This is a genomic window from Skermanella mucosa, from assembly GCF_016765655.2.
Classification (GTDB): Bacteria; Pseudomonadota; Alphaproteobacteria; order Azospirillales; family Azospirillaceae; genus Skermanella; species Skermanella mucosa.
On record NZ_CP086106.1, the window covers coordinates 3,831,286 to 3,857,956 of the forward strand.

A 26,671-nucleotide genomic window follows, 5' to 3' on the forward strand; every position below is an offset into this window, starting at 1 on the left:
CCATGCAGACCATCTTCATCATGGTCAAATGCGACCTCGGACAGGCCTACGAGGTCGCGGACCGCGCGGTGCAGGACGTGGAGCAGGTATCGGAGGTCCACTCGACCTCCGGCCAGTACGATCTGCTGATGAAGTGCTACCTGGACGACGACACGGATATAGGCCGATTCGTCACCGAACAGGTGCAGACCCTGCCGGGGGTGAAGGACACCTTCACCCTGATCACGTTCAAGGCGTTTTCCTGAGGGCTCCGGTGACCGGCGGCCGAAGGCCTCGCGGCGTCACCGGCCGACCGCCAGGTTCTCGCGCCGGATATCGGCGCCGCCCAACAACTTCCCGTCCTCCATCGCGATGATGCTGAGGCCGCTGGTCAGCTCGGTCACCGAGACGCCGTGGCCCATCCGCTCCAACTCGGCCGCAAGATCGGTGACCGACGTACCGGCTTCCAGCAGGGTCGCGGGCGCTTTTCCGTTGTTGTTCTGAAAATGCGGCAGCGCCGCTACCTGCTGCGGATCCAATCCCCAATCGACCAGCGCCACGATACTCTGCGCGACGTAGGAGATGATCGAGGAGCCGCCGGGCGACCCGAGCACGTATTTAACCTTTCCGTCCCGGTCGAACACGATCGTCGGCGCCATCGAGCTGCGCGGCCGCTTGCCCGGCTCCACCCGGTTGGCGACCGGCTGCTCCGGCGTGCCCGCCGCGAAAGAGAAGTCCGTCAGCTCGTTGTTGAGCATGAAGCCGCGCACCATGCGCCCCGATCCGAACGCGCTTTCTATGGTGGTCGTCATCGACACCGCGTTGCCGAACCGGTCCACGATCGAAACATGGCTGGTGGCGGGAACGTCGCGGTGCATTCCGTCGAGCAACCGGCCCGTCCTGAACGGCGGATCGCCGGGTTCCGCCGGCCCCATGTCACGCTCGGCGCCGATCAGGCCGGCGCGCGTCTTGAGGTACTGAGGATCCAGCAGCCCGCGTACGGGTACGTCGACGAAGTCGCCATCGGCGACGTACCTGTTGCGGTCCGCGAAGGCCAGCCGGTTGGCCTGGGTATAGAGCTGCACCGACCGCGCCGTGTTGGCCCCGGCGGCGGCCATGTCGAACGGCTCCAGCATCGCCAGGATCTGGGCCACCGCGATGCCGCCCGATGACGGCGGTCCCATGCCGCAGACCCTGTGCTCACGGTAGACCCCGCAGACCGGGGCGCGCTCCTTGACCCGATAGGAGGTGAAATCTTCGGAGACCATGTCCCCTGCCCGAGGCTCCCGACGAACCGTCGAGATGATGTCGTCCCGGATAGCGCCCTTATAAAAGGCGTCGGCATTGCCGTGCCGCGCCAGGGACTCGACCGACTGTGCGTAGTCCTCGTTGCGCAGCAGCGTGGCGGCCTGCTTGGGCGTTCCGTCCGGGTTGAAGAAATAGGACCTGGCGACGGGATCGTTGGGGATGCGGGTCGAAGCCTTGATCGAGTCGGCGAGACGCGGCGATATCTCGAACCCGCCGCGTGCCAGCTCGATCGCGCGCGCCGCAAGGTCGGAAAGCGGCAGCGACCCGAAGCGGCGGTGCATCTCCTCGATCAGCTTCGGCGTTCCCGGAACGCCGGTCGAGAGCCCGCTTTCGATCGCGTCGGCCAGGGACATTCCCTCGAACCGGGCAGGCGTCGCGGCTCCCGGCGCCGTCTCCCGCGCGTCGAGGGTGATCAGCCGGTCGGCCGCCGCATCGTGATAGACAAGGAAGGCGCCTCCGCCGAGCCCGGAGGACTGTGGCTCCGTCAGCCCGAGGACGAGCTGGACCGCGATCGCGGCATCGATCGCGTTGCCGCCCCGCTCAAGGACGGCCAGACCGGCGCGCGATGCTTCCGCGTTGGCCGAGACGACCATTTCGCTTTCGGCCTCGACCAGGGGCTTCTGGCGGAAGCCGGTGGCGATTTCCGGCGGGAGCCGGTCGTTCAACTGAAGTGCCCATACCGGCAGCGTCGCCGCTACGGTGCCGACCGCGCCGGCGATGATGGATAAAACGACCTGTCTGCGCCCCCGGCCCATCCTGCTGCTCCTCGATTATGGCGGCCCCTTCCGACCGAAGCGTAATCGCTACATGGGCGAGCCTGCACCACTTTCCCCGGCCAGTTCCCGCGCCTCTTCGAGACGTTCCATGCACTGGGCCGTATCGCCCTGGCGGCCGGCATTGCGGGCACCGAGCAACAGGGTCTCCACCTGCGCCCGTTCCGCCGCACCCATTTCCGGCTGTCCGCCCGGAACCGCCCCTTGGGGAGCGCCGTCCTGCCGCGGGATCGCCGGTGCCGTGTCCATGCCGTCGGCGCTCGGATTCGGCGGCTCGACCACACGCCCGGCGCCAATGTCGGGCGGCTGGATGACGCCGCCGGACTGGGCGAGGCTTTCGCTGCCAGCGCTCCCCCCACTCCCCGCCTGGGGGGCGCTTCCGTTCAGCCCCAGCGATCCGGCCAGCTGGTCGACCTCGGCGAGGCAATCCTGAGCCTGGCCCTGTTGGGCATAAGTGGCCGAAGTCGCACCGGTCAGGATGACCGACGCAGTCAAGAGCATACCCAGTCCACGCATTCGAACCTCCTTCGACCTGTCATGCCCTGTCAACACCTGGAGGAGCGGTTTCGTCCCCCATGGCGCGGGCAGGCGCAACAAGTGATCGGGGAACATGTTCACAGGAGGCTCTATCCCCAACTTGCGGCCGCCCTGTAAAATGCCAGCCTCGACGTCCGGTCCCCGGGTCTTCTCCCCGCGATCCCATTCGCCGCAATTCCAGCCGCCGCAATCCCAGCCGCCGCAATCCCAGCCGAGTGTCCGGCCGCTCCGCGTCCAGCCGGCCGCCCCGGCGGTATCGCCCGGCACGACGCTCGGCATCATCGTGACCGTCGTCGCGGCGCTCTATTTCGGCCGGGACATCCTGATGCCGGTCGCGCTGGCGATCCTGCTCAGCTTCGCGCTGGCGCCGATCGTGATCCGCCTGCGCCGCTGGGGACTGGGCCGGGTCCTCTCGGTGATCCTGGTCGTCCTGCTGATGTTCACGGCGATACTGGGCTTCGGCACCCTGGTGGCGAGCCAGCTTGTCGACCTGGCTCGCAACCTCCCGAACTACGAGCAGAACATAAGGGCCAAGATCCAGAGCGTACGGGGGGCGACCGAGGGGGGCGGCGGCGGCGTGATCGACCAGGCGTCGGAGATGCTGCGCGATCTCAGCAAGGAACTGGAGCAGGCGACCACTCCCAGTACCGAAGAGGTCGCCCGCCAAGCCGGGGAGGATGGACGGCTCGAGGTGCTGCGCCCCATCCCGGTCGAGATACACGAGCCGCGCCCATCGCCCTGGAACGAGATCCAGACCTTCCTGGGGCCGCTGGTCGCCCCGATCGGCACCGCCGGCATCGTGCTGGTGTTCGTGATCTTCATGCTGCTTCAGCGGGAGGACCTGAGAGATCGCCTGATCCGGCTGGTCGGGGCCAACGACCTGCACCGGACGACCGAGGCGATGGACGAGGCCGGGGCCCGGGTCAGCCGATACCTGCTGATGCAGCTGATCATCAATGTCACCTACGGCATCCCGGTCGCGGTCGGCCTCTACTTCATCGGCGTGCCCAACCCCATACTGTGGGGCGTGCTGGCGACGGTGCTGCGCTTCATACCCTATGTCGGCCCGGTCGTGTCGGCCTTCTTCCCCATAGTCCTGTCGTTCGCGGTGTCGCCCGGATGGACCGACCCGCTGCTGACCATCGGCCTGTTCCTGGGGCTGGAGCTGTTCAGCAACAACGTGCTGGAACCCTGGCTCTACGGCAGCAGCACCGGCCTGTCGCCGCTGGCCGTGATCGCGGCGGCCGTGGTCTGGATCACCCTCTGGGGGCCGGTCGGGGTCCTGCTCGCGACGCCGCTGACGGTCTGCCTCGTCGTCATCGGCCGACACGTGCCGCAGCTCCAGTTCCTCCACGTGATGTTCGGCAACGATCCCGTCCTGCCGATCGAGGCCAGGTTCTATCAGAGATTGCTCGCCCGTGACCCCGCGGAAGCGGCGGAACTGGTGGAGGAAGCCGCCGGCGAACGTCCGCTCGCGGTCCTCTACGACGAGTTGATCCTGCCCGCCCTCCATCTCGCGGAGACCGACCGCCAGCGCGGCTCCTTCGACAACGTCACCCAGGCGGCCATCGCCGAAGGCATCGACACCGTGGTGGAAGCGCTCGACGACTATGAGGAGCCACCGGCCTCGGAAGATGATGCCGCCGAGAACGATGCCGTCAGAAGCCAGGCGGCTCCCGTCCGCGTCCTGTGCATCGCCGGCCGGAACGAGCTGGACCGGGCGGCGGCGGTCCTTACGGCCCATCTGCTGGAGCGGGACGGGTTCAAGGCGGAAGCCCTGCCCTGCGAGGCCGTATCGCTCCGCAACCTCGCCAAGCTCGACATGTCGGATGTCCGGCTCGTCTGCCTGTCGTATCTCAACCCTGGATCGGTCCAGCATGCCCGGCGGGTGGTGAGACGCCTGCGTGGCAAGCTGGGCACTTCGACTCCCATCGTGGTCGGGATGTGGAGCGGACCAGGCACTTTCCCCCCGGCGGATGCAGAGAGCACCATATCGGCGGACAGGCTGGAAACCACCCTGTCCGGAACGCTCGCCCATATCAGGAATCAGCAAATCTTCGGGAGTACAGAGAGCTGATCACGGGCATTTCCTGTTGTTAACGATAAGGAAATAACCAAACGCTCGAAGTTCAGAAGGGGAATTACGTTGGGTGGAGTGCGTCTCATCATAGCCGAGGATCAGTTGCTGGTCGCGCTCGACATGGAGACGATCCTGACCGGAGCCGGCCATGAAGTCTGCGGCATCGCCTCCAATGCCGACGAAGCGCTGACCCTGGTGGCGGAGCACCGGCCAGACCTGGCGCTTCTGGACGTCGAGCTTGGCGGCACCGACGGACTGGAAGCGGCCCGCCTGATCATGGACCGCTGGCAGGTGCCCACGCTGCTGGTCACCGGTCACGTCACCATGGAGATCGCGCGGGGGGTGGGTGTCGTCGGGCTGGTGCGCAAACCCTTCACGGAGCGCACCCTGCTGGCCACCATCGACGCATGTCTCACATGGCTCGCCGATGGCGTGGTCCAGGAGCCGCGACCGCCGGGTTTTATCGGACCGGACATCTAAAGCGGTACCCGATCAGCCTGACCCGGCCGTAACAGGCGGGTCGATGCGTTGGCCCATGGCCCAACGCATCGCGACAATTGGAACGACAGGCTGTGTGGAACCGGTCAATCTGGTCAGAAACCGTTCTAGCGTTCCGGCCGGAACATCAGGGCGCCGACGGATCGGAGTGAGCAGCCAATCGAAGCTGAGGTATCACACCTGAAACTTATTCATCAGCAACGGTGCCGGACTCTTGAAAAGCTCAGCCTAAGTAACAAAAGGCCCATCATTGGTCATAGCGGCATGTTCGACATGGTTCCGCACGATCCGAATAGTATCAGTTGGTATAAGTATTTATTGTAATGGACAGGCACCGTCAGTTCCGTAGATAAATCTGCTACTTGAAACGTCGGCAGCCTCGGGGCACAGCCGCTTTATCACCGGACTGAAGCATGACTTCGTGGGCCTTGCAGGATATGCGGCACGCTATCACCACCATGATGCCGGACCTGCGGCGCTATGCGCGTTCGCTGACACGATCAGCCGATGCCGCTGACGATCTCGTCCAGACAGCCTACGAGCGCGTCCTGACGCGACAGGTATCTCTGGAATCCATCGAGCAGCCGGCGAGCTGGATGCGCTGCATCATCCGGAACCTGTGGGTCGACCAGAAGCGCAGTTCCCGGGAGCGTCTGTCGGCGCCGTTGGAAGACGGCGAGCATATCGGAACGGAGGAAACCGAGCGGACCCTGATCGCACGCTCCACCCTGATGCGGGTGCGAGAGGTGATGGCGGCGCTTCCCGAGGAGCAGCGCGCGCCCATCATGCTGGTCTGCGTCGAGGGCTTCAGCTACCAGGAGGCCGCCGCGGAGCTGAACATTCCGATCGGCACCCTGATGAGCCGCCTTGCTCGGGGACGGCTTGAACTCGCCAGACGGGTAGGTTTGGCGAAATGAGGCGCGACCGCTGACCACCCCAGGAAGCATCCTCCTGCGGAATACCAAGTCGAGGAGCATCCGCAAGGGTTGGGCCCGAGGGCCCAACGCACTGCGGGAGAAAACGTGGACGGCAGCCCCCTGGCGCCGCGGGACCTCAACCGCTACGGCCGGACGGCTGACCTTCCGTGGTGGTGATCTCGCCCGCTTCCATCAGCTGCTTGAGCCGGCGCAGCGCCCGGTGGGCATGGAGTTGGGGCTCCTGTCCCGATAGCATGGCGATCCCTCGGCCCAGCCGGCCCAGCGGCGGTTCGTAAGTCAGTTCGAGCCGTACTTCCGTGCCGCGGCCGCCCGGCGCGTCGGCGAACGTAACCCAGCCCGAGTTATGCACCTGGGCGTCGCCGACGCTGCGCCAGGCGATGCGCTCGTTCTCGCGGTCGTCATCGACCTCCGCGTCGAAGGTCACCTTTGCCCCGCCCGGTCCGTTGACTACCCAGTGGGAGTGGCGCGGGTCCCGTACGTCGATCCGGTCGATTTCCGTCATGATCCGCGACAGGTTCGTGAAGTCGCGCCAGAACCGGTACAGTTCCTCGCGCGGCTTGGCGATCGTGACCGAATGGCGGATGGTGACCGGTTTCGGGTGGATGGCCGGCATGTCGCGCAAGTCCGGAAGATGGAGGCGCTCCCTTACGGCATCGTTGGCGACGCCGCTGGCGAGCAGGCCCGCCCCGGCCGCCGTCAAGGCCGCCCCAGCCCAACCGCCGCGGCGCAGCCCCTGGACGGTCAGCAATCCACCGCCGGCCAGCAAGGCGTAGCGGCCCCAGTTCGCGGCCGCCGTCATCGATCGATCCATGTTTCTACCCTCCTGGTTTTCCGTTGATGGCCGCATCCGCTGTCAGGGAAGGCCGCCGATGCCGCCCAGTGTGCCCGCCTTGGTCCCGGTGGAGTCGGGATCCTCGTCATGCCCATAAGGCTTGCCGTCCGCATCCAGCGTCGGCGAGGCCCCCTGTTCCATCCGGCGCTCCTTGCCCGTCCGCATGGCTTGGTCGGGTTCGGGATCGAGCCCTCCGACCGAAGCCGATTCGCCCTGCTCGTCTGCAAGGTGGCGGGCGTCGCGCTCCATGATCACGTCGGTCCGGCTGCGGATGTCCTGCGGACGCTCGCCCACCGGCTTCTCACGCTTTTCGCGGGCTTCACGGTCGTTCATTGCCTTGTCCCTGGACTGTTGTAGTGCCTTCGACAACAGCCTGGACGCCAGACCATTGCGTGGCGACGCGCGGTTCCACCTTGGCTTGTCGCGCCCTATATGCGGCCGGCATGGAGCGTGTATCATCGCGGTACGGTAATCACGGCACGCGGAGCGACGATCGATGAAATTCCGGATTGCCATGAAGGGCGCCCCGATGCGGGTCGCCGCGCTGACGGCGCTGGTCCTGCTCACGGGCCTTTCCCACGGGACGGCCTACGCCTCGGAGCAGGCCAACGGCCTGACGCTCGATCCGCCCAGCGGCTGGAGCCGGTCCCAGGAGGGGACCAACGTGGTCTACCGGACGCAGACGTGCAGCCTGTCCGTCCTGGCTCCGAGGGCATTGGGGGGCGAACGCCCGGTGCCTTTCTTCCAGCAGACCTGGAATTCGGTCAAAGGACCGCTGCGGGTCCTGCGCGAGCAGCCGCCGACGCAGATGCGGACGGGCGACGGATCGGTCGGCCGCTATGCCTCCGCCGTGGTGGATTCCGGCGCCGACGAGCGCGTCGTCGCCGTGTTCATGGCGAGCGACTCGCGGGACGCCCACTTCATGGTCTTCACCGGAGAAGCGGCGGACTGCGAGCCCCATCTGCCGAGCGCGGAAACGGCCATGCGGAGCGTCACGTTGGGCCGACGCGGCGCGACTCCCGCGCCGCTGTAGGCCGGGAAGCCGAGCCTGTAGCCGGGGCCGGGTACACCTGATCGGGTAACGCCCTAGCGGCCGTAAGCCTTCCAGCCGCGGCCGGTGCGGCGCCCCTGGTGGCCGGCCGCGACCCGCTGCTTCAGGAGGGGGCGCGGCAGGAAGCGCGGGCCGTAGGCGTCGTGCAGGATCTCCTGGACCTGGAGCGTCAATCCGTTGGTCACCAGGTCCATCAGCTCGAACGGACCGACGGGGTGGCCGAGGCCCAGGCGACAGGCCTTGTCGATGTCCTCCGGCGTCGCGACCTCCTCCTCGGCGAGGCGGACGGCCTCGATCAGGAAGGCATGCAGCACCCGGTTGACGGCGAACCCGGCGACGTCCTTGACCTGGATCGGCTCCTTCGCGGCGGCCCAGCAGATCTCCATCACCCGGTCCACGACGTCCGGCGCGGTCTCGAAGCCGGGGATCACCTCGACGAGCTTCATGCGGCTGACCGGCGAGAAGAAATGGGTGCCGAGGAAGCGATTCCGCCGCTCCGCCGACAGCGCCGCCGCCAGGGTCGAGATCGGGATGGTCGAGGTGTTGCTGGCGAGCAGGCAGTCCGGCGCGCAGATCGCGTCCAGGCGGCGGAAAACCTCTGACTTGACCGAGACGTCCTCGAACACCGCCTCGATCACGAACTCGCGGTCGGCATATGCCGCGAGGTCCGGCGTCGGCAGCAGGCGGTCGAGCGTCGCCTGTTTGTCCTCCGCCTTGTAAAAGCCCCGTGAGGCGCCCTTGTCCAGCACCTCGCCGAGCCGCGCCATGGCGCGATCGATCGACGCCGGATCGTTGTCATGCAGCCGCACCTCGTTGCCGGCGAGGGCGAAGCTCAGCGCGATCTCCGCGCCCATCATGCCGGCGCCGACGATTCCGATTCTCACGGGTCCGATACTCATGGGCGGTTCTTCCAGGAAATAGTGAGGATACGGTCAAAACCAGTCCGGCCGCATGTCGAGCAGCGTCGGATCGAGCGAAAGCAGCACCTGGGCATGAGCCCGGGCGCGCGGCAGTTCGTAATGGAAGAAGTAGCGGCAGGCCTGGAGCTTGCCCGCCCGGAACGCCGCGTCCGGATGCATCCGGACCGCGACTGCCTGCCTCAGCCACATCCAGGCGACGACGGCATGGCCGACCAGATCCAGGTACAGCGAGGCGTTGGCGAGCGCGCGGTCGGCCGGCCCCTCGCCCAGCGCCGCGGTGATCCGCTCGATCAGGTCCCAGGTCCGCGCCAGGTCTTCGGCGTGGCCGGCCGCCTCCCCGCCCCCGGCCTGGTCGATGGTGGCCCGGACCTCCCGAACCAGCAGCCTGAAGGCGGCACCGCCCTCCATGGCGACCTTGCGGCCGAGCAGGTCCAGGGCCTGGATGCCGTTGGTGCCCTCGTGGATCGGGTTCAGCCGGTTGTCCCGGTAGAACTGCTCGACCGGATACTCCCGGGTATAGCCGTAGCCGCCATGGACCTGGATGGCGAGGTCGTTGGCTTCCAGGCAGTACTGCGCCGGCCAGGCCTTGACCAGCGGCGTCAGGATGTCGAGCAGGAGCCCCGCCTCGCGCCGGGCGCCCTCGTCCGTGGCGGTGCGCCGCTCGTCGACCAGCCGGGCGGCGTAGAGGCACAGCGCCAGCCCGCCCTCCACATAGGCTTTCTGGGCCAGCAGCATGCGACGGACATCGGCGTGCTCCATGATGGGTCGCTGCGGCGCCGAGGGGTCCTTAGCCCCCGCCGGGCGCCCCTGGGGACGGTTCCGGGCGTAATCGAGCGCGTGCAGGTAGCCGGTATAGCCCAGCATGACGGCGCCGAGCCCGACCGCGATGCGGGCCTCGTTCATCATGTGGAACATGTAGGACAGGCCCTGGTTCGGCTCCCCGACCAGCCAGGCGACGGCGCCTTCCCGCTCCCCGAAGTTCAGCATGGTCGAGGTGGTGCCCCGCCAGCCCATCTTGTGGATCAGGCCGGCCAGCGCCACGTCGTTGCGCCGCCCGAGGGAGCCGTCCGGCTCGACCAGGAACTTGGGCACCAGGAACAGGGAAATGCCCTTGGTCCCGGCCGGCGCCCCGCGGATCCGGCCCAGCACCATGTGGACGATGTTCTCCGACAGGTCGTGATCGCCGCCGGAGATGAAGATCTTGTTGCCGGTCAGCCGCCAGGTGCCGTCGCCGGCGGGCTCGGCCATGGTCCTGATGTCGGCCAGTGAAGAGCCCGCATGGGGCTCGGTCAGCGCCATGGTGCCGAACCAGCGCCCGGCCAGCATGTTCGGGACATAGCGGGCTTTCTGTTCCTCCGACCCGTGGGCCAGGATCAGGTTGGCCGCCGCCATGGTCAGCATGGGATAAGAGGCGGTCGCCAGGTTGGCGGCCTTGAACAGCCCGAAGCCGGCCAGCGCCACCGCATGGGGAAGCTGCATTCCGCCAAGCTCGAAGTCCTGACCCGCGGCCATCATGCCGGCCCTTGAGAAAGCGTCCAGCGCCTCCCCGACTTCCGGGATCACATGGACCCTGGTGCCGTCGAAGCGGGGTTCCTCCAGGTCGGACTTGCGGTTATGCGGGGCGAAGTACCGTTCGGCCAACCGAAGCGCCGTATCGATGGAAGCATCGAAGGTCTCGCGGCTATGCTCGGCGAAACGCTCACGCGTGGTCAGGTCCTGGACCCGGAGAACGTCGTACAGCTGGAAATCCAGGTCGCGCCGGTCGATCAGCAGACTTGGCATCACGCTCCGACAACGCCGGGTCGGCGTGGCGCGACCACCGGCCCGGTCCCGCAAGTCGGGGCCAAGCCGGCAGCAACGGAGAGGCCGGAAACCGGCGTCATCTGCGTAACCTCCCTAGAGGGGATTGTTCTTCCTGAATGCCCTGGTGTCCGGGCTTAGCGGGACTGTATATTCAAACAAACGTATGAGTCAATCACGCAGGTGGCTCATGGGAGCGGAAATCCTATGGATTCCGCCAGAATGCGGCTCGCTCGTCCAACTTGGCCTTCAGGTCGTCCCGCGCCCTCTCCATGGCGTCGATGTCGGTCATCTCCATCGCCTCGCGGCAGTCCGCGCAAAATCCGGCGGTTTCCTGGATGGAAAACAGTATGAGGTCGAACCTCCACAGCATCAGCCCCAGATGGACCGACAGCAGGTCGAGTTGGTGCTGGAGCGTGCCGATCTCACCCCGGAACGCGTCCATATCCTCGACATGCGGAGCCGGACGGCCCGCGGCATGCGGGGCGCGCGCGGCGACTGCCTGCTGGAAATCGATGATCTTGGCCGTCCCCATGATCACGCGGCCTGGACGCCGGCCATCCGGCTCACCGGAGTTCGGCAGCCCGTTCATTGTCATGATTCCTCCTCGGTAAGCAGGCAAAGGATTTCGATCCCGCAAGAGAGTTCCGGAATAACTTCGCTTGGAAACCGCTCCTGCCTGATGACGAGAAAGCTAGATGTTTTTGCACAAAACAGTAATTGAGCTAAAGGTTAGAGGTCGAAGTTTTGCGGTGACCGGGCGTATAAGGCCGTTACATAGAATGTCATACACGCAGGCCAGGACATCGGCGGCTGCTCCATGCCGCCGCGCCTGAGGACGGGCCGGCGGCATCGCCTTCGGTGGACGGGGTCGGACCGGTCAGTCGATCTCGGCCAGCGCTGCGCTGAATGCCTCCGCTATCTGAACCATGGCGAAAGGCTTCACAAGGTAGCCGAAGGGTTCGGCGGCGGCCGCGCGCCGCCGGGTCGGCGCGTCGGACTGGGCGCTCATGAAGATGGAGCGGATGCCGGGGTCCTCCCTGATCTCCAAGGCTGCCTGGATCCCGTCGGAGCCCCTGGCAAGGCGGATGTCCATCAGCACGACATCGGGGCGAAGCCGCCTCGCCGCCTCGACGGCAGCATGTCCGGTATCGACCGTGGCGATGACATCATGCCCGAGTTGGAGGACCATGTCCTCGATATGCATGGCGGTAATGGCCTCATCCTCGACGATGAGGACGCGGAGCGCGCGACGGAGCCGCTCCACCCCGCCGGCGCCCGATTCCGCGGCATAGGCAGGTCGGCACATCATGCGATGATTGCAACCGGCGTAACCCAAGTTTTGCATTCCGCCTTAGCTTTCTTCGCAGTTTATTGAACGGCGGGATATGATCGCCGCTCGTCGGGCATGATGTCACACCGATACCAGGGAGTACCAGTATGTCGAAGGCGGACAGGGATGGCGAACACCAGTTCCGCCTGCTTGCCGATAACGCTCCGGTCATGATCTGGCGATCCGACCTGACCAAGGCATGCGATTTCTTCAACAAGCCGTGGCTCGAATTCTCGGGCCGGACCATGGAAGAGGAACTTGGATTCGGCTGGGCCGAGGGGGTCCATCCCGAGGATCACGATCGTTGCGTCCGGATCTACACGACTAGCTTCGACACGCGCGAATGCTTCACCATGCCGTACCGGCTCAGGCGGCATGACGGGGAGTATCGCTGGCTGCTGGACAATGGACGCCCCTATCACGATGCCGACGGCTCCTTCGCCGGCTATTTCGGTTCTTGCATCGACATCACCGACATGAAGCAGGCGCTGGACGACAAGGACGTGCTGCTGCGCGAGGTGCATCACCGGGTCCGCAACAACATGCAGCTGATCTCAAGCCTCCTCGAAATGCAGGCCAGCACCGCCCAGGCACCGGAAGCCAGGAGCAAGCTGCAGGAGACCGCCTGGCGCGTCCGGTCGATCGCACTGGCGCAAGAGCAGCTTCACGAGGCCGGGAACTTCTCGAACGTCGATCTGGGGGACTATGTCCGGTCCCTCATCCTGGCGGTGGCGGACATGAGCGAGCGAATCACCTTTGAGGTCGATGTCGATCAGATCCCTTTCCCGCTGGACCGGGCGGTGCCCACCGGGCTGATCGTCAACGAGTTGCTGACGAACTCCCTGAAACACGCGTTCCCCGGCGACAGGGCCGGTACCGTCCGGGTCGAGGCGCGCCGGGGAGACGACGGAACGGTGACGATCACCATCTCCGACGACGGCGTCGGTCTGCCCTCGACCGACTTGCCGGAACGGGCGCGGAGCCTGGGATACCGCTTGGTCAAGCGGCTGGGCATGCAGGCGGGAGCCCGGATCTCGGTGGAGAACGCCTGCGGCACCCGCCACCGGATCGTCCTGTCCCCGGCGTGACGCGAGGCGCCATCGGCCGTGGTTCAGACCCGTCCCCGGAAGGAAGGGCCGGCCCACGGCGGATGGTCGCGACCACCTACTTGCGCGCTCGGATCGCCGCCAGCCGGTCCGAGAGGGCGGCCGGGGCCGGCGCCTGCCCTGAGGCGAGACGCAGGGCCGCCGCGATGTTGGGGTCGTCCTCCTCCGGCTTGGTCGGCTTGAGCAGCTTGGCCTTGGACGCCGCCGCGTCGGCCGACGCCATGTCGCGGGCCGCCGAATCCTGCATCGCCTTCAGCGCCACGCTGAGACCGCTCGTGGCGCTCGCCAGCCCGGCGGCCTGCCGGGCGGCTTCGGCCCGGCGCTCGGCCGCCTCGCGCTGCTGCTGGGCGCGCGACATGTCCCGCTGGGCGCGGTCGAGTTCGCTGCGGGCGCGCTTCAGCTTCGTGCCGGCATCGGCATAGGTCTGCTCCAGCATTTCCAGGAATTCCTGGGCATCCTTGGCCTCGGCCTCCTCGCGCTCGATCTCCGGCGCCATTTCCTCCAGCATGGAGACCAGGGTGTTCAAACTCTTCTCGAAAGCCGCCTTGCGGCCCGGGTCGGTTTCCGCGGCGACCTGATTCTCGATCTGCTCGGCGGCGGCAAGGCGCTGCCGCGACAGGGCGTTGATCGCGTCGGCTTCCTTCTTTTCCCGCTCGTAGCTGGCGCGGGCATGGGCGACCTGGAGGCCCAGGTCGTCCAGATGCTGCTCCATGGTGCGCAGTTCAGCCTCGGTCGCGGCCTGCGGGTCCCACCGGACCAGCGCCTCGACGCTGGCCTGGACGGCGCGGTCCGTCTTGACACCGACGAGGTTGCGAATGAACGAGATCATCTAGGGCTCCTTGCCAAATTGGTCGATGCAGATTTGGGCATCATCCCGCCATCGCGCCAGCGTTCAACAGGCCGATTCCGATCTGAATTCCCGCCAGGGTCAGGGCCGCCGCCACATTCCCCCCTTCGATCATCGGCCGCATGTCGCGGAACAGCAGGGTCGCGATGCCGAAGGCGGCGAGCTGGAGCACCAGGGCGATCAGGCCCCAGATCACGATGTCCAGCAGGAACAGGCTGGTGGCGAGCGTGGCGCCCAGCGGTATCGCGAAGGCCACGATGGTGCCGCCATAGACGATGCCGGCGGCGATGTTGCCGCCGCGGACGAGGTGCCGCTCGTTGAACGGGGTTATCGCGGTGTAGCAGGCGACGCCGAGCGCCAGCAGCAGCAGGGTCACCGCGAAGTGCAGCAGCAGGACGGGCAGGCCCTGGCCAAGGCTGGTGAGGACGGTGCCGAAATCGGTTTCCATGGGGTGTCCGTGCTTCTTGGATGGCGGGTCGGGTCGGGCCGGCTCAGGCGAGGGAGAGCATGGCGGGATTGATGTCGATGCCGGCGTGGATCTCGACCCAGGCCTGGCTGCCCTCCTCCACCGCCGACACCATGATGTATTCGGTCGGCGGCGCCGGATCGGCGGCCCCGGTCGGAGCGGCGTAGAGCATGGTGTTGACCGTCCTGACGGTCATGCCGTTGGCGTCGGTGCCGTTCTCGTACTGGGTGTGCGGCGGAATGCGCGACGGCCCGGGCGCCCAAAGGCGCGGATAGACCTTGCCGTCCTTGGTCTGGAACTCCGGCCAGCCGATCATGCCTTCGCGCTTGTCCAGCCAGAAACCCCACTCCTCCTCGCTGCCCGGCTGGACCTCGTCCATCAGGGAGAAGAAGCGGCATTCGTCGGGCTGGCCCGCGGTGTTCAGGTGGATCTGGAAGAATCCCTTCTCCTCCGGCAGGTAGAGCCGGTGCAGCGTGGCGGCGCCGTCGCCGACGGTGGAGACCATGGCGACGCTGACCAGCATGTTGGAGCCGGAGACCTCGCTGGGCGCCGCGACCTTGGTCGTGCCGCCGGCCAGGATGAAGGGCGTCGGGTCCAGGGTCAGCGTCATGCCCACCCGGAACAGCGACGGCTTGTAGGTTTCGCCCGACAATTTCTGACGCAGGATATTGCCTGCGGTCCTAAGATTGCTCATGGAGCCACTCCCTCCGGAACGGGCGGGCCGCGCGCCCTTCTGCTTTCGCCACAGCCAGACCAGGAAAATCACGCCTCCGCCGACCAGTACGATCGCGACGAGGCCGAACTCGCCGAAACCGCCCGAATCGGCCGGCGAGTCGGCGGTCCCGGCCAGCGCGACCTCGCGCGGGGTGTCGGGCGGCAGGTATTCGGGATCGCGGGGTTCGCCCTGCTTGGCGTCCAGGGATTGGTCGAGCGAGTTCAATTTCGATCGCAGGTCGGCGTTGTCGGCGGCGAGGCGGTCGGCCTCGGCCCGCCATTGCTGGTAGCCCGGATCGTTCTGATGGTTATGGAAGAAATCGGCGTAGCCGGGGCGGGTCAGGTTATCGAGCAGGAACCACAGGAACAGTCCGTCCCAGATCCCGAACCGGGACGCCGAACGGGCCGCGTAGCCGGGCACCGACCAGCCGCGCGCCCCGCCCCAGCCGCCGAAGCCGCCACCGTACCCGCCGCCCGAATATCCGCGACCGAAGGAGCCGCCGTACCCTCCCCCACCATAGCTTCCGCCGGTGCCCGAGCCCCAGCCCCAGCCGGAGCCGCCGCTGCGCCGCTGCCCGCCGTACTGGGTGCCGTAATCTGGCCTGGGCGCGGTCGGAGCCGCCGCGGCCGGGGGCTGCTGCTGTTCGCGGTAGCGGCTGAGCGCATCGCCGCCGGACTGGCGCGACACGGCGCGGTCGCCCGCGGAGGGCGCGCCGGAGCCGAAGATGCCGCCGCCCGACGTGGACGGCCGGGAATAGCCGCCGCTGGCCGACGGCGTCCTGCTCGACCGGCTCGTGCTCCCGAACGACGGCGTGCGCGAATAGCTGCTGCTCGGCCGTGAATAGCCGCCCGACGACCGTGAACCACCGGACCGCGGGCGTGCCTCCGCATGGTCCACGCCCATGGTGACCTCGACGCGGCCGCCGGACGGCCAGCGTTCCAGCGCCGGGGCGCCGGTCAGGACCAGCGCGGCGCCGAGCGCCACCACCTTGAGCCATCGCCAAGTCATCTGCAGGAGCCGATCCTTCCGAAAATTCGGTGCCAACGAAACGCGGCACGGAACCGTCAACACGTCGGGAAGCCTTTTATCCCTTCCGCGGTCCGGGCGGGAAGCCTCTTTATCGGCGACGAGATCGGATAATCCGGCTCAGCCGTGCTTCGCCAGCTCCAGCCGGGCCACGGACTCGAGGTGAACCTCGTCGGGACCGTCCGCCAGCCTGAGGGTCCGGGCGGAGGCCCAGGCGTAAGCCAAGTGGAAGTCCTGGCAGACCCCCGCGCCGCCATGGACCTGGATCGCCCGGTCGATGACCGCCAAAGCGACATTCGGCGCAACCACCTTGATCATGGCGATCAGCCCGCGAGCCGCCTTGTTGCCGACCGTATCCATCCGGCGCGCCGCTTCCATGACCAGAAGGCGGGCCTGATCGATCTCGATTCGCGACCGGGCTATCTCCTGCCGCAGGGCGCCCTGCATGGCCAGCGGCTTGCCGAAGGCGACGCGGGCGTGCGCGCGGGCGCACATGGCTTCCAACGCCCGCTCGGCCTGGCCGATCAGGCGCATGCAGTGGTGGATACGGCCCGGCCCAAGCCGCCCCTGCGCGATCTCGAAGCCCCTGCCCTCGCCGAGCAGGATGTTCGAGGCGGGGACCCGGACATCGGTGTAGGTCACCTCGGCATGGCCGTGCGGGGCGTCGTCGTAGCCGAACACGGTCAGGGGCCGGACCACTTCGACGCCGGGCGTGTCGAACGGCACCAGGATCATGGACTGCTGCTGGTGCTTGGGCGCGGACGGGTCGGTCTTGCCCATCAGGATCGCGATCCTGCAGCGCGGGTCGTTCGCGCCCGAAGACCACCATTTGCGCCCGTTGATGACGTAGTGGTCGCCGTCGCGTTGGATCCGGCATTCGATGTTGGTGGCGTCGGACGACGCGACGTCCGGCTCGGTCATGGCGAAGCAGGAGCGGATTTCGCCGGCCAGGAGGGGTTTCAGCCAGCGCTCCTTCTGCTCCGGTGTCCCGTAGCGGACCAGGACTTCCATGTTGCCGGTGTCCGGGGCCGAGCAGTTGAAGATTTCCGGCGCCATGAAGGAGCGGCCCATGATCTCGCACAGCGGCGCGTAGTCGCTGTTGGACAGCCCGGCGCCCAGTTCGCTCTCGGGCAGGAACAGGTTCCAGAGGCCTTCCTCCCGGGCCTTCGCCTTCAGTTCCTCGACGATCGGCGGCGCCTGCCAGCGGTCGGCCTGGGCGGCGTGCTGTTCGTGCCAGACCTTCTCGTTGGGATAGATGTGCCGGTCCATGAAGGCGAGAAGCCTGTCGCGCAGGCCGGAGGCGTCGGAGGCTTGGATGCTGGCGGACACGGCGTTCTCTCCCCTAACCGGTGAATTCATTCAAACGATCGTTTCAATCACGCACGATAAATGCTCCCCCTGCCCTTTGTCCATTGCCTTATGAGAGGTCATCGACATTGATTGAAGCGAACGTATGAAATAAGATTGAAACGTTGTTTGAACGCGGAACGGGACCATGCGCGGATCGGAGACCAAGGAGATCATCCTGGACACGGCGGAGCGGCTGTTCGCGGAGCGGAGCTTCGCCAGCGTGTCCCTGCGGGAGATCACGGCCGCCGCGGGCGTCAACCTGGCGGCGGTGAACTACCATTTCGGCTCCAAGGACGCCCTGCTGCTGGCTGTGTTCAAGCGGCGCGCCGCCGACCTCAACCGGGAGCGGGTGGCGTTGCTGAGGGAGGCGGAGGCGCGCGCCGCCGGCGGACCGGTTCCCCTGAGGGAAATCCTGTACGCGCTCCTCTGCCCGCCGATCCGCTGGACCCAGAATCCCAGCGGCGGGCTGTCGGTCTTCATCCAGTTCATGGCGCGGGTGCGCACCGACGGCACGCCGGAGATGCGCAGCCTGATGGACAAGGATGTCGGGCACCTGCAGCGGTTCGTGGTGCCGCTGGGCCGGGCACTGCCCCATCTGCCGCAGGAGGAGATCTACTGGCGCCTGCACTTCACGCTGGCGCTCATGCACTACACCATCACCGACCTGGGCCGGCTGGAAGCCATCTCCGGCGGCCTGTGCGACCTGGAGGATACCGACGCGCTGGTCGAGCGGATGATCGATTTCGCGGTGGCCGGTTTCCACGGGCCCCATGCCGCCGCGGCCGCCAGGGCCGCGGCGCCGGAGACGGCCTCGGCGTCAGGATAACGCCTGGCGCAGGTCGGCCATGGCATCCAGGTCGGTGCGGTCGAACTTCAGCGGGGTGACCGCCACCGCGCCCCGCTTGAGCGCCGCGACGTCGGTGTCCGGAGCCAACTCCCGGCGCTCGCGCAGGAAGCGCAGCCAGTAATAGGCTTTCTCTCGGGTATCCTCCCGCTGTTCGATTCCGATATGCAGGATGCCGCCCTCGCCCTGGCGGACCGCCTCCATCGCGGTGACCTGCTCCGGCGGAACGTCGGGGAAGTTCACGTTGTAGCACAGGTTGCCCGACCATCCGCCCACCGTCAGGCTGCGGATCACCTTCGGTGCCCAGTGGGCCGCCGTCTGCCAGGGCACGGAGTTGCGGGTACGGTAGGACTGGCTCAGCGCGATTCCACGGATACCCAGGAACAGGGCGGTCATGGCGCCCGCGACCGTGCCGGAATAGGCCACGTCGTCGCCCAGGTTGGCGCCCGCGTTGATGCCGGACAGCACGAGGTCGGGCCGCTGGTCGCCCATCAGGTGCTGCACGCCCATCAGGATGCAGTCGGCCGGCGTGCCGTTGACGCTGTAGCGCCGGTGCCCGCGCTCCCGGACGCGGATCGGCTGGTGCAGGCTGATCGAATTGGCCGTGCCGCTCTGGTCGGCTTCCGGCGCCACCACCCAGACTTCATGCGCCAGCGTCGCCGCGACCTCCTCCAGGATGTCCAGGCCCGGCTCGCCGATGCCGTCGTCGTTGGTCAGCAGCACGCGGTTGAACGGACGGTCCGTCATATCGGTTTCTCCTTGGGTACGCGGACGGAGCCCGCTCGACAGGCCCCGTCCCATGGCATAGAATTAGAACAAACGTTTGAGTGAATCCACAGGCCATGGCTTGCGGGTCGCTCCAGGCGGGGCACCATGGCACGGGCTCCGCCCCGAAAACAGGAAACCGAGGGGAAGCGCATGTTCGACTTGACGGGCAAGGTCGCCCTGATCACCGGCTCCAGCCGCGGGATCGGCCGGTCGACCGCGGAGTGCATGGCGCGGGCCGGCGCCAAGGTGGTGATCTCCAGCCGCAAGGCGGACGCCTGCGCCGCCGTTGCCGAAGAGCTGGCGGGTGCCGGCCACGAGGCGATATCGGTGCCCTGCAACATCTCCCGCAAGGAGGATCTCCGCGCCCTGGTCGATACCACCCTGGAAACCTGGGGACGAATCGACGTACTGGTCTGCAACGCCGCGACCAACCCGGTCTACGGCCCGTCGATCGAGGTCAGTGACGAGGCGTTCGACAAGATCCTGGGCACCAATCTCCGAAGCACCTTCTGGCTATGCAACATGGTCCTGCCCCAAATGGCGGAACGGGGGGACGGCTCGATCGTCCTGCTGTCCAGCATCACCGCCCTGACCGGCAATCCGGTGATCGGTATCTACGGCGTCTCCAAGGCGGCTGAGGCCCAGCTCGCCCGCAACCTGGCGGTCGAATGGGGACCGCGCGGCATCCGGGTCAACTGCATCGCGCCGGGCCTGGTGAAGACCGATTTCGCGCGGGCCCTGTGGGAGAACCCCGACCTGCTGAAGCGCGTCGAGGAACGCACGCCCTTGCGGAGGATCGGCGACCCGGACGATATTGGCGGCATCGCCACCTTCCTGGCGTCGCGCGCCGCGCAATTCATCACCGGGCAGGTCATCGTCGCAGATGGCGGCGCCACGGTTTCCGATCCGCTCTGACATCCGGAGAAAGCCATGACGACCAATTCCCATGCAGGAGCGGCCGACACCGGCGCGGTGCGCGACGTCCACCGGTTCGACGAGAACGCCCTGGCCGCCTATCTGAGCGCGGCCCTGCCGGGGTTTCGCGGGCCGGTGACCATAAAGCAGTTCAAGGGCGGCCAGTCCAATCCGACCTTCCTGATCGATACGCCGGACCGGCGCTATGTCCTGCGCAAGAAGCCGCCGGGCACGCTGTTGCCGTCCGCCCACCTGATCGAACGCGAATACAAGGTGATGGCCGGCCTGAAGGGCACTGGCTTTCCGGTCGCGACCCCGCACCTGCTGTGCGAGGACACCACCATCATCGGAACCGCGTTCTACGTGATGGATTTCGTCGAGGGCCGGATCTTCTGGGACCCTGCCCTGCCGGGAATGTCGGCGGACGAGCGCGCCGGCATCTTCGACGCCATGAACGACACGCTGGCCCGGCTCCACTCCGTGGACTGGCGCGCCGCGGGGCTGGCGAACTACGGCAAGCCGGACAACTATATCGGCCGGCAGATCGACCGCTGGACGCGCCAGTACCAAGCTGCCCGGACCGAGCCCATGCCCGCCATGGACCGGCTGATCGAGTGGCTGCCCGCGAACCGGCCCCCCGGTGACGAGACGGCGATCGCCCACGGGGATTTCCGGATCGACAACATGATCTTCCATCCGACCGAGCCGCGCGTCCTGGCCGTCCTGGACTGGGAACTCTCCACGCTCGGCCATCCCCTGGCCGACCTCGCCTACAACTGCATGATCTGGCATCTGCCGGCCGGCCAGCGGGCCCTGACCGGCCTGGGCGGGCTAGATCTGGCGGCGCTCGGCCTGCCGACCGAGGACGAGTATGTCGCGGCCTATGCAAGGCGGACCGGGCGTTCCGGGATCGACGACTGGCGCTTCTACATGGCGTTCGGGCTGTTCAGGATCGCCGCGATCGCCGAAGGGGTTCGCGCCCGGGCGCTCCAGGGCAACGCGAGTTCGCCCGACGCCGATGCTGTCGGCGGCATGGCGCCGCTGTTGGCGGAACTGGGATGGCAACAGGCCCGGGCGGCCTGAACGACGCGTCCAAGCCGGTCGTGCGGACCTCAGTCCGCGGCCTTGGCCTTGGCGCGCTTGCGGACGGGTGTGGGGCGCGCCGCGTCCGACGCCTTCTTGGCGGCCTGCTTGGCCAGCCGGCGGGTAGCGAGTTCCTGTTCGAGCGCCGGCATCAGGGCCGTCGCCGCTTTCTTCTGTGCCGTCGTCCCGCTCTGTATCAGGCGCGAGGCGTTGCCGTTCAACGTATCGAGGGCACTGTCCGTCATGTCGGGAAGCTTTGCGGCAAGATCCACGATGGTGACCTCCCTTGTTCAGGGTCGCCTTCAGAAACCGGACGGGGCCGGTTCACCTGGAAGGAGACCGGGCCAAAAAACAAAACGGGCGGCCGAAGCCGCCCGTCCCGCACCAGTCAGAGAGCCCGGAGGCTTTCCGCCGAGCTTTTGCCGCGACGCGGGTCGCGGACGATCTCGTAGGAAAGCTTCTGGCCTTCCTGGAGATTGCCGAGGCCGGCGCGCTCGACGGCAGAGATGTGGACGAACACGTCCTGGGTGCCATCGTCCGGCTGAATGAAGCCGAAGCCCTTGGTGCTATTGAACCATTTCACGGTGCCAGTGGACATATGTCTCTCCCAAGCTGGCGTTGCCCCGCGCAATATCGCGGATGGGGCATCGAGGTGACTGAGGGTAGACCAGTACCGGCACGAGGGACGGTAGACGTGGAAGACCAGAACAGCATCGACAGCCCTAATGTGGGACTCCCCGTCACCATAAGCAAGACGCGATTTCACCGGAAGCACCAGCCGAAGGATTTAATCTCGGCATCAGGTTGCGCAAAAGATCGGCAAGAATTTCGACGACCACCTCACCGAAAGAGAGCAGGTTGGTTCTTCTCGGAAAATCGCTCATTATGTGTTAGCCCGTAAAGTCAATAACCCTAAATAGGCGGCGAAAAGGCCTTATTTTTCCACTTTCATCCTGGCGTCTTGAGGTAAGTTGGGATGGTTTAATTTATCCCTCTGAGGAACCCAATGCCTCCTGTACAGGTCCTTTTGATCGACCATAACAAGCTGTTCCGCGAAGGCCTGAAACTCCTTCTGAGCGGGGAGAAGTTCGAAATCTCCGGCGAAGCTCAGAACGTTGCCGAGGGCGTCTCCCTGGTGCAGGGCGGGTTGAAGGTCGAGCTCGTGCTGCTCGACATGACCTGGAACAGCGACACGGAAACCGAAACCCTCCGGACCCTGCGCGACCTCCTGCCCGACGGCCGGATCGTGCTTCTGGCGGCCGACATGGACCCGCAGCGGCTGATCTCGGCCCTTGCCGCGGGTGCGGACGGCTGCCTGATGAAGGATCTTTCGGCCGATGCCCTGATCCAGTCGCTTCGCCTCGTCATGATGGGCGAAAAGGTGTTTCCGACCCATCTGGCGGCCCTGCTGATCAGCGGCCGGATCAACACCAGCACCATGGACATGCCGAGCGCCCGCAAGGGCCTGTCCCAGCGTGAGGTTCAGATCGTCCGCTGCCTGCTGAACGGCGACAGCAACAAGGTGGTCGCGAACCACCTGAACATCACGGAAGCGACCGTCAAGGTCCACCTGAAGAGCCTGCTGCGCAAGATCAACGCGACCAACCGGACCCAGGCCGCGATCTGGGCGCTCAACAACGGCTTCGCCAGCGAGCCGGCCCAGCAGCAGCAACCCACGAGCAAGGCGGGCTGAGCGTCCGGGTCGCTCACCTCCGCCGGTCTCTACCCGCTGGTCTCAGTCCTGGCTGATCCGGACCAACTGCTTGCCGCGGTTGGCTCCGGCCAGCATCCCGATGAAGGCCCGCGGTGCCGCCTCGATGCCTTCGGCCACGTCCTCCTTGTAGGTGACGCGGCCTTCGCGCAGCCATCCGGCCATGGTGTGACGGAATTCCTCGGTCCTGTGGGCATGGTCGAAGACCAGGAAGCCCTCCATCCGGGCCCGCTTGACCAGGAGCTGGCGCATCCAGCGGATCCCTATGTCGCGCTTCTCCAGCTCGTTGTAGACCGAGATGGTCCCGCAGATGATGACCCGGCCGTGCAGGGCGATGTTCGCCATGGCCGCGTCGTGGACGGTTCCTCCGACATTGTCGAAATACACGTTCACGCCCTCGGGGCAGCTGTCGGCGACCTCCCGCGACAGGGTCTCGAAGTCCTTGGCCTTGCCTTCCGAGTCCTTGTAATTGATCGCGGCATCGAAGCCGAGCCGGTCGCGGACATAGGCGAGCTTGTCGTCCGATCCGGCGACCCCGACCACCCGGCAGCCGCGGATCCTGGCGATCTGGCCGACCACCTGCCCGACCGCGCCCGAGGCCGCCGAAACCAGGACGGTCTGTTCCGGCTGAGGCTCGCCCAGGTAAAGCAGCGCGCAATAGGCGGTCATTCCCGGCATGCCGAGCACGCCCAGGTAATAGGAGGCCGGCGCCAAGTCCGGATCGATCCGGGTGATCCGCTCGCCCGGAAGCAAGCCGTATTCCTGCCATCCCGTGCTGGCCAGCACCATGTCGCCGGGGCGCCAGGCTGGGTGCCGGGAAGCGACGACCCGCCCGACCGCTTCGCCGGGCATGACGCCGCCGATCTGGACCGGCTCGGCGTAGGATTTCACGGCGCTCATCCGGCCCCGCATATAGGGGTCGAGCGACAGGAAGCTGTTGCGGATCAGCACTTCGCCGTCGGCCGGATCGGTGAGCGGCACCTGTTCGATCCGGAAGTCGCCCTCGACCGGAGCCCGGTTCACCGGCCGCTCCGCGAGCACTACGCGCGTATTGTTACCCTCGGGCATGTGGCCTCTACTCCCTCGACGCTTTCTTGATGCGCTTTCGAACGAACGCGCTCTTCGTTGACGCAACGTCCCCCATACCGGGACCGGAAAATCCGGCCAGATGGTCCTGGCGTCATGGGGGCGTGATGCGGAGGGCAGACTAGCGTCTGCATGCCGGAGGGACAAGCCTCGCCGCCTGGGGCTACCGCGGCCTGCGACCGGCAAGAAAAATGGTATCAGGCGGGAAAAGAAAAAAGGGCCGCCCGAAGGCGGCCTGAGTCTAGGGAGGAAACGCCCAAGAGAGGCGTTGCGGCATCGCTGCTGCACTGCGGAAAATGGTCTCGCGGCAAATTGGTTTCAATCAAAAAAGCAAGGTGCGTATCAGTTTTTTCGAATATGCGGGTCACGCTCAGAAGTCCCGGACGGTGCCGCTATCGGCCAGCAGCTGGGTCAGCCGGGCCGTCAGGGCGCGGGGGCTGACCGGCTTCGCCAGCAGAACGGTCAACGGCGCGCCCAGGTGAACCTCGCCGGCATACCCCGTCACGACCACCGCCGGGAGATCCGGGCGTCGTTCACGCAGGCGATCCAGCAGTTCACGGCCCCCCATGCGCGGCATCGCCAGATCCGTGACCAAGGCTTCGGCCGGATCCCTGGCGTCCGCTTCCAGAGCCTCGATGCCGTCGCGCGCCACGGTGACCCTGTGCCCCTCTTCTTCCAATGCGTCCTGAAACATCAGCGCGATCAAAACCTCGTCCTCGGCCAAAAGCACATGCGCCACGTCGGCTTCACCCCTCGTGCTGAAATTTTTCGGCGCCGTTCGGCCGAGCGGCCTCGCCGCCGCCCAAGGCGGCACGGATTCGTTCGGCCAGATCGCTGCGCCGGTACGGCTTGTTCAGGATATCCATGCCCGACCAATCGGCACCCGGCGCCGTCGCCTCGTCGGTGTATCCCGTGGTGAGCAGAACGGGCAGTCCGGGAAAGCGGTCCCGCACCCTCCGGGCCAACACCAGTCCGTTCATCCCTCCCGGCATGACCAGATCGGTGAACAGGAGGTCGACGGAGTCGCGATCGTCCAGCAGGTCGAGCGCCTCCTCGCCGCTCCGGGCGCAGATGACGCGATAGCCGAGGCCGCGCAGATGTGTCGCGGCCACGTGGCAAACATCGTCATTGTCCTCGACCACGAGGATGGTCCTGATCGGACCGGGAGCGGACTTGCCGTCCGCCTGTCCGATTCCGCTGACGTCCTCGGGTTCGGGAGCAGGCGTGCGCGAGGTCTCCACCGGAAAGATCATCCGGACGGTGGTTCCCTCGCCCGTCCGGCTTTCGATTTCCAGCCTTCCATGGGACTGCTGGACGAAGCCATGGACCATGGCGAGGCCCAGGCCGGTACCCGGCGACTTGGTCGTGAAGAAGGGCTCGGTGGCGCGCTGGGCCACCTCCGGAGCCATACCGAGTCCATCGTCGGTCACGCACAGCACGACGTAACTCCCCGGCGGAAGCTGGTGGGCGGCGGCCTTCCCGTTCACCGTCCGGGTCGCGGTCGCGACGGTCACCCTCCCGCCGTCCGGCATCGCATCGCGCGCGTTGATCAGCACGTTGAGCAGAGCCATCTCCAAATGTACCGGATCGAGCGTGCTCGACGGCAAGCCCGGCTTGAGATCGAGACGCAGGTCGACCTTGTCGCCGATGGTCCGGACCAGCATCTCGCTGAACTCGACCACCAGCGTATTGAGGTTTACCCGGCGCGGTTCCAGCCGCTGCTTCCGCGCGAAGGTCAGCAGCTGCTGGGTCAGCTTCGCCCCCTGCCCGGCCGCGCGGCCGGCCCGGTCGATCGCGCGGCGCAATGCCTCGTCGTTCCCGGCCCTGGACGCGGCGATCTCCAGGTTACCGGAAATCACCTGCAGCAGGTTGTTGAAGTCATGGGAAAGACCGGCGGTGAGCTGGCCGATGGCCTCCATCTTCTGCGCCTGGCGGAAAGCCTGCTCAGACGTGCGCCGGCGGGTCACGTCCATCTGGGACGCGAAGAAATAAAGCAGCTTTCCGTCCTGATCGAAGATCGGACCGATGAAGAGTGCGTTCCAGAACGGGGTGCCGTCGCGCCGGTAGTTAAGGATATCTACCGCGACCGCCCGCTGCTCGGTGAGCGCAGTGCGAATTTCGTCCACCGCCTCGGGATCCGTCTGCGGACCCTGGAGGAACCGGCAATTCCGTCCCAGCACCTCGCTCTCGTCGTACTGGGTCAACTCGAGGAAAGCGAGGTTGGAGAAGACGATCGGATTGTCCGGCTGGTTCGGGTCGGTAACCAGCATCGGCATGCGTGTCATCTCGACGGCGGCGAAGAACACGCTGCTGCGGTCGTCCAGGCCGGGTCGCGTGATGTAGCCCTCTTCCCAATGACGGGCGCCTGGAATTCCCGTCGGGGAATAGACGTGGCGGCTGTCCAGATCCCTGGTGGCGGGCAAGCCGGCGCTTTGTCCGCCGCCTTCGACATCGAGCGATCTTTCATCGCCTGTCCTGTTGTTCTTCCCACCAACCATGAACCGCCGTCCGTCCCGAGTCGTAAAACACACCAGATACCGTCACGACCTTGAACCGAGGTCGTTTCGCAGGAGCAGGTTCCATGGGAAAGCCGCGCCTGAACAGAGTCACTCCAGTACGGCATGACGGAGCTAAACGCGGGATCGAAGGGGTTGTTCCAGTCGAATGCCCCGAAATTCTACCCTCTATGCGCCGCACCGCCATGG

At 66.5% G+C, this 26,671-nt stretch carries 28 protein-coding genes; 10 read left to right on the forward strand and 18 right to left on the reverse strand.

The features are described from left to right. Window positions 1-2: 2 nt before the first annotated feature. Window positions 3-245, forward strand: coding sequence for an Lrp/AsnC ligand binding domain-containing protein (locus JL100_RS17660; protein ID WP_202678805.1), 243 nt, complete (start codon window positions 3-5; stop codon window positions 243-245). Window positions 246-281: 36 nt separating this feature from the next. On the opposite strand, the gene ggt is transcribed toward JL100_RS17660, so the two are convergent. Together ggt and JL100_RS17670 are read right to left on the reverse strand one after the other, a co-directional pair. Beyond that, on the reverse strand, window positions 282-2,042 hold the full coding sequence (gene ggt, locus JL100_RS17665) for a gamma-glutamyltransferase (protein WP_228420769.1): 1,761 nt from the start codon (window positions 2,040-2,042) through the stop codon (window positions 282-284). A 48-nt stretch (window positions 2,043-2,090) separates the two neighbouring features. Further along, entirely contained in the window at window positions 2,091-2,576 is a 486-nt protein-coding gene (locus JL100_RS17670) for a hypothetical protein (protein WP_202678808.1), read from the reverse strand. Window positions 2,577-2,715: 139 nt separating this feature from the next. On the opposite strand from JL100_RS17670, the gene JL100_RS17675 reads away from it, so the two are divergent. From JL100_RS17675 to JL100_RS17685, 3 genes are all read left to right on the forward strand, one after another. After that, window positions 2,716-4,674 (forward strand): AI-2E family transporter, encoded by a 1,959-nt coding sequence (locus JL100_RS17675; RefSeq protein ID WP_202678810.1) that lies wholly within the window; start codon window positions 2,716-2,718, stop codon window positions 4,672-4,674. A gap of 78 nt (window positions 4,675-4,752) precedes the next feature. Next, window positions 4,753-5,157 (forward strand): response regulator, encoded by a 405-nt coding sequence (locus tag JL100_RS17680; RefSeq protein WP_202678812.1) that lies wholly within the window; start codon window positions 4,753-4,755, stop codon window positions 5,155-5,157. 431 nt (window positions 5,158-5,588) lie between these two features. Then, the gene (locus JL100_RS17685) at window positions 5,589-6,092 is read left to right on the forward strand and encodes an RNA polymerase sigma factor (RefSeq protein WP_202678813.1); all 504 of its coding nucleotides are present in this window, start codon (window positions 5,589-5,591) and stop codon (window positions 6,090-6,092) included. A gap of 136 nt (window positions 6,093-6,228) precedes the next feature. Here the strand turns inward: JL100_RS17685 and JL100_RS17690 are convergent, their stop codons facing one another. Together JL100_RS17690 and JL100_RS17695 are read right to left on the reverse strand one after the other, a co-directional pair. Beyond that, the gene (locus JL100_RS17690; protein ID WP_202678815.1) at window positions 6,229-6,924 is read right to left on the reverse strand and encodes an SRPBCC family protein; all 696 of its coding nucleotides are present in this window, start codon (window positions 6,922-6,924) and stop codon (window positions 6,229-6,231) included. 42 nt (window positions 6,925-6,966) lie between these two features. Then, window positions 6,967-7,278 carry a hypothetical protein gene (locus JL100_RS17695; RefSeq protein WP_202678817.1) on the reverse strand — a complete coding sequence of 104 codons (312 nt, stop codon included), beginning with the start codon at window positions 7,276-7,278 and terminating at the stop codon, window positions 6,967-6,969. Between the two features lie 163 nt (window positions 7,279-7,441). Here JL100_RS17695 and JL100_RS17700 point away from each other — a divergent pair, with 163 nt between their 5' ends. Next, window positions 7,442-7,978, forward strand: coding sequence for a hypothetical protein (locus JL100_RS17700; protein WP_202678819.1), 537 nt, complete (start codon window positions 7,442-7,444; stop codon window positions 7,976-7,978). Between the two features lie 53 nt (window positions 7,979-8,031). Here the strand turns inward: JL100_RS17700 and JL100_RS17705 are convergent, their stop codons facing one another. From JL100_RS17705 to JL100_RS17720, 4 genes are all read right to left on the reverse strand, one after another. Then, window positions 8,032-8,895, reverse strand: a complete 864-nt coding sequence (locus tag JL100_RS17705) for a 3-hydroxyacyl-CoA dehydrogenase family protein (protein ID WP_202678821.1) — start codon at window positions 8,893-8,895, stop codon at window positions 8,032-8,034. 33 nt (window positions 8,896-8,928) lie between these two features. Beyond that, complete coding sequence (locus JL100_RS17710) at window positions 8,929-10,698, reverse strand: acyl-CoA dehydrogenase (protein ID WP_202678823.1); 1,770 nt, start codon at window positions 10,696-10,698, stop codon at window positions 8,929-8,931. A 223-nt stretch (window positions 10,699-10,921) separates the two neighbouring features. Continuing rightward, the gene (locus JL100_RS17715) at window positions 10,922-11,314 is read right to left on the reverse strand and encodes a hypothetical protein (RefSeq protein WP_202678825.1); all 393 of its coding nucleotides are present in this window, start codon (window positions 11,312-11,314) and stop codon (window positions 10,922-10,924) included. Window positions 11,315-11,596: 282 nt separating this feature from the next. Beyond that, window positions 11,597-12,028, reverse strand: coding sequence for a response regulator (locus JL100_RS17720; protein ID WP_202678831.1), 432 nt, complete (start codon window positions 12,026-12,028; stop codon window positions 11,597-11,599). Between the two features lie 128 nt (window positions 12,029-12,156). On the opposite strand from JL100_RS17720, the gene JL100_RS17725 reads away from it, so the two are divergent. Beyond that, entirely contained in the window at window positions 12,157-13,137 is a 981-nt protein-coding gene (locus tag JL100_RS17725; RefSeq protein ID WP_202678834.1) for a sensor histidine kinase, read from the forward strand. A gap of 76 nt (window positions 13,138-13,213) precedes the next feature. On the opposite strand, the gene JL100_RS17730 is transcribed toward JL100_RS17725, so the two are convergent. The 4 genes from JL100_RS17730 to JL100_RS17745 form a co-directional block, all read right to left on the reverse strand. Next, window positions 13,214-13,984, reverse strand: coding sequence for a hypothetical protein (locus JL100_RS17730; RefSeq protein ID WP_202678836.1), 771 nt, complete (start codon window positions 13,982-13,984; stop codon window positions 13,214-13,216). Between the two features lie 40 nt (window positions 13,985-14,024). Beyond that, on the reverse strand, window positions 14,025-14,450 hold the full coding sequence (locus JL100_RS17735; protein ID WP_202678847.1) for a DUF350 domain-containing protein: 426 nt from the start codon (window positions 14,448-14,450) through the stop codon (window positions 14,025-14,027). A gap of 43 nt (window positions 14,451-14,493) precedes the next feature. Beyond that, entirely contained in the window at window positions 14,494-16,191 is a 1,698-nt protein-coding gene (locus JL100_RS17740; RefSeq protein ID WP_202678849.1) for a DUF2491 family protein, read from the reverse strand. Window positions 16,192-16,329: 138 nt separating this feature from the next. Next, window positions 16,330-17,538 (reverse strand): acyl-CoA dehydrogenase family protein, encoded by a 1,209-nt coding sequence (locus JL100_RS17745; protein WP_228420770.1) that lies wholly within the window; start codon window positions 17,536-17,538, stop codon window positions 16,330-16,332. A 166-nt stretch (window positions 17,539-17,704) separates the two neighbouring features. Here JL100_RS17745 and JL100_RS17755 point away from each other — a divergent pair, with 166 nt between their 5' ends. Next, complete coding sequence (locus JL100_RS17755) at window positions 17,705-18,385, forward strand: TetR/AcrR family transcriptional regulator (protein ID WP_202678861.1); 681 nt, start codon at window positions 17,705-17,707, stop codon at window positions 18,383-18,385. Here JL100_RS17755 and surE read toward each other — a convergent pair. Then, a complete protein-coding gene (gene surE, locus JL100_RS17760) occupies window positions 18,377-19,150 on the reverse strand; it encodes a 5'/3'-nucleotidase SurE (RefSeq protein WP_202678863.1) in 774 nt (257 codons plus the stop codon). The two genes, JL100_RS17755 and surE, sit on opposite strands and share 9 nt — an antisense overlap. 171 nt (window positions 19,151-19,321) lie before the next feature. Between surE and JL100_RS17765 the strand changes: the two genes are divergently transcribed. Both JL100_RS17765 and JL100_RS17770 read left to right on the forward strand, forming a co-directional pair. Beyond that, on the forward strand, window positions 19,322-20,086 hold the full coding sequence (locus JL100_RS17765; protein ID WP_202678865.1) for an SDR family NAD(P)-dependent oxidoreductase: 765 nt from the start codon (window positions 19,322-19,324) through the stop codon (window positions 20,084-20,086). Between the two features lie 15 nt (window positions 20,087-20,101). Then, the gene (locus JL100_RS17770) at window positions 20,102-21,169 is read left to right on the forward strand and encodes a phosphotransferase family protein (RefSeq protein ID WP_202678867.1); all 1,068 of its coding nucleotides are present in this window, start codon (window positions 20,102-20,104) and stop codon (window positions 21,167-21,169) included. 29 nt (window positions 21,170-21,198) lie between these two features. Here JL100_RS17770 and JL100_RS17775 read toward each other — a convergent pair whose 3' ends face one another. Both JL100_RS17775 and JL100_RS17780 read right to left on the reverse strand, forming a co-directional pair. Further along, entirely contained in the window at window positions 21,199-21,441 is a 243-nt protein-coding gene (locus tag JL100_RS17775) for a hypothetical protein (protein WP_202678869.1), read from the reverse strand. A gap of 116 nt (window positions 21,442-21,557) precedes the next feature. After that, window positions 21,558-21,767, reverse strand: coding sequence for a cold-shock protein (locus JL100_RS17780; RefSeq protein ID WP_158046181.1), 210 nt, complete (start codon window positions 21,765-21,767; stop codon window positions 21,558-21,560). Window positions 21,768-22,175: 408 nt separating this feature from the next. Between JL100_RS17780 and JL100_RS17785 the strand changes: the two genes are divergently transcribed. Then, entirely contained in the window at window positions 22,176-22,862 is a 687-nt protein-coding gene (locus JL100_RS17785; RefSeq protein ID WP_202678872.1) for a LuxR C-terminal-related transcriptional regulator, read from the forward strand. Between the two features lie 42 nt (window positions 22,863-22,904). Here JL100_RS17785 and JL100_RS17790 read toward each other — a convergent pair whose 3' ends face one another. From JL100_RS17790 to JL100_RS17800, 3 genes are all read right to left on the reverse strand, one after another. After that, on the reverse strand, window positions 22,905-23,948 hold the full coding sequence (locus tag JL100_RS17790; protein WP_202678875.1) for an NADP-dependent oxidoreductase: 1,044 nt from the start codon (window positions 23,946-23,948) through the stop codon (window positions 22,905-22,907). A 388-nt stretch (window positions 23,949-24,336) separates the two neighbouring features. Then, the gene (locus JL100_RS17795; RefSeq protein WP_228420771.1) at window positions 24,337-24,705 is read right to left on the reverse strand and encodes a response regulator; all 369 of its coding nucleotides are present in this window, start codon (window positions 24,703-24,705) and stop codon (window positions 24,337-24,339) included. Between the two features lie 7 nt (window positions 24,706-24,712). Further along, entirely contained in the window at window positions 24,713-26,389 is a 1,677-nt protein-coding gene (locus JL100_RS17800; protein ID WP_202678877.1) for a histidine kinase famiy protein, read from the reverse strand. Between the last annotated feature and the right edge of the window lie 282 nt (window positions 26,390-26,671).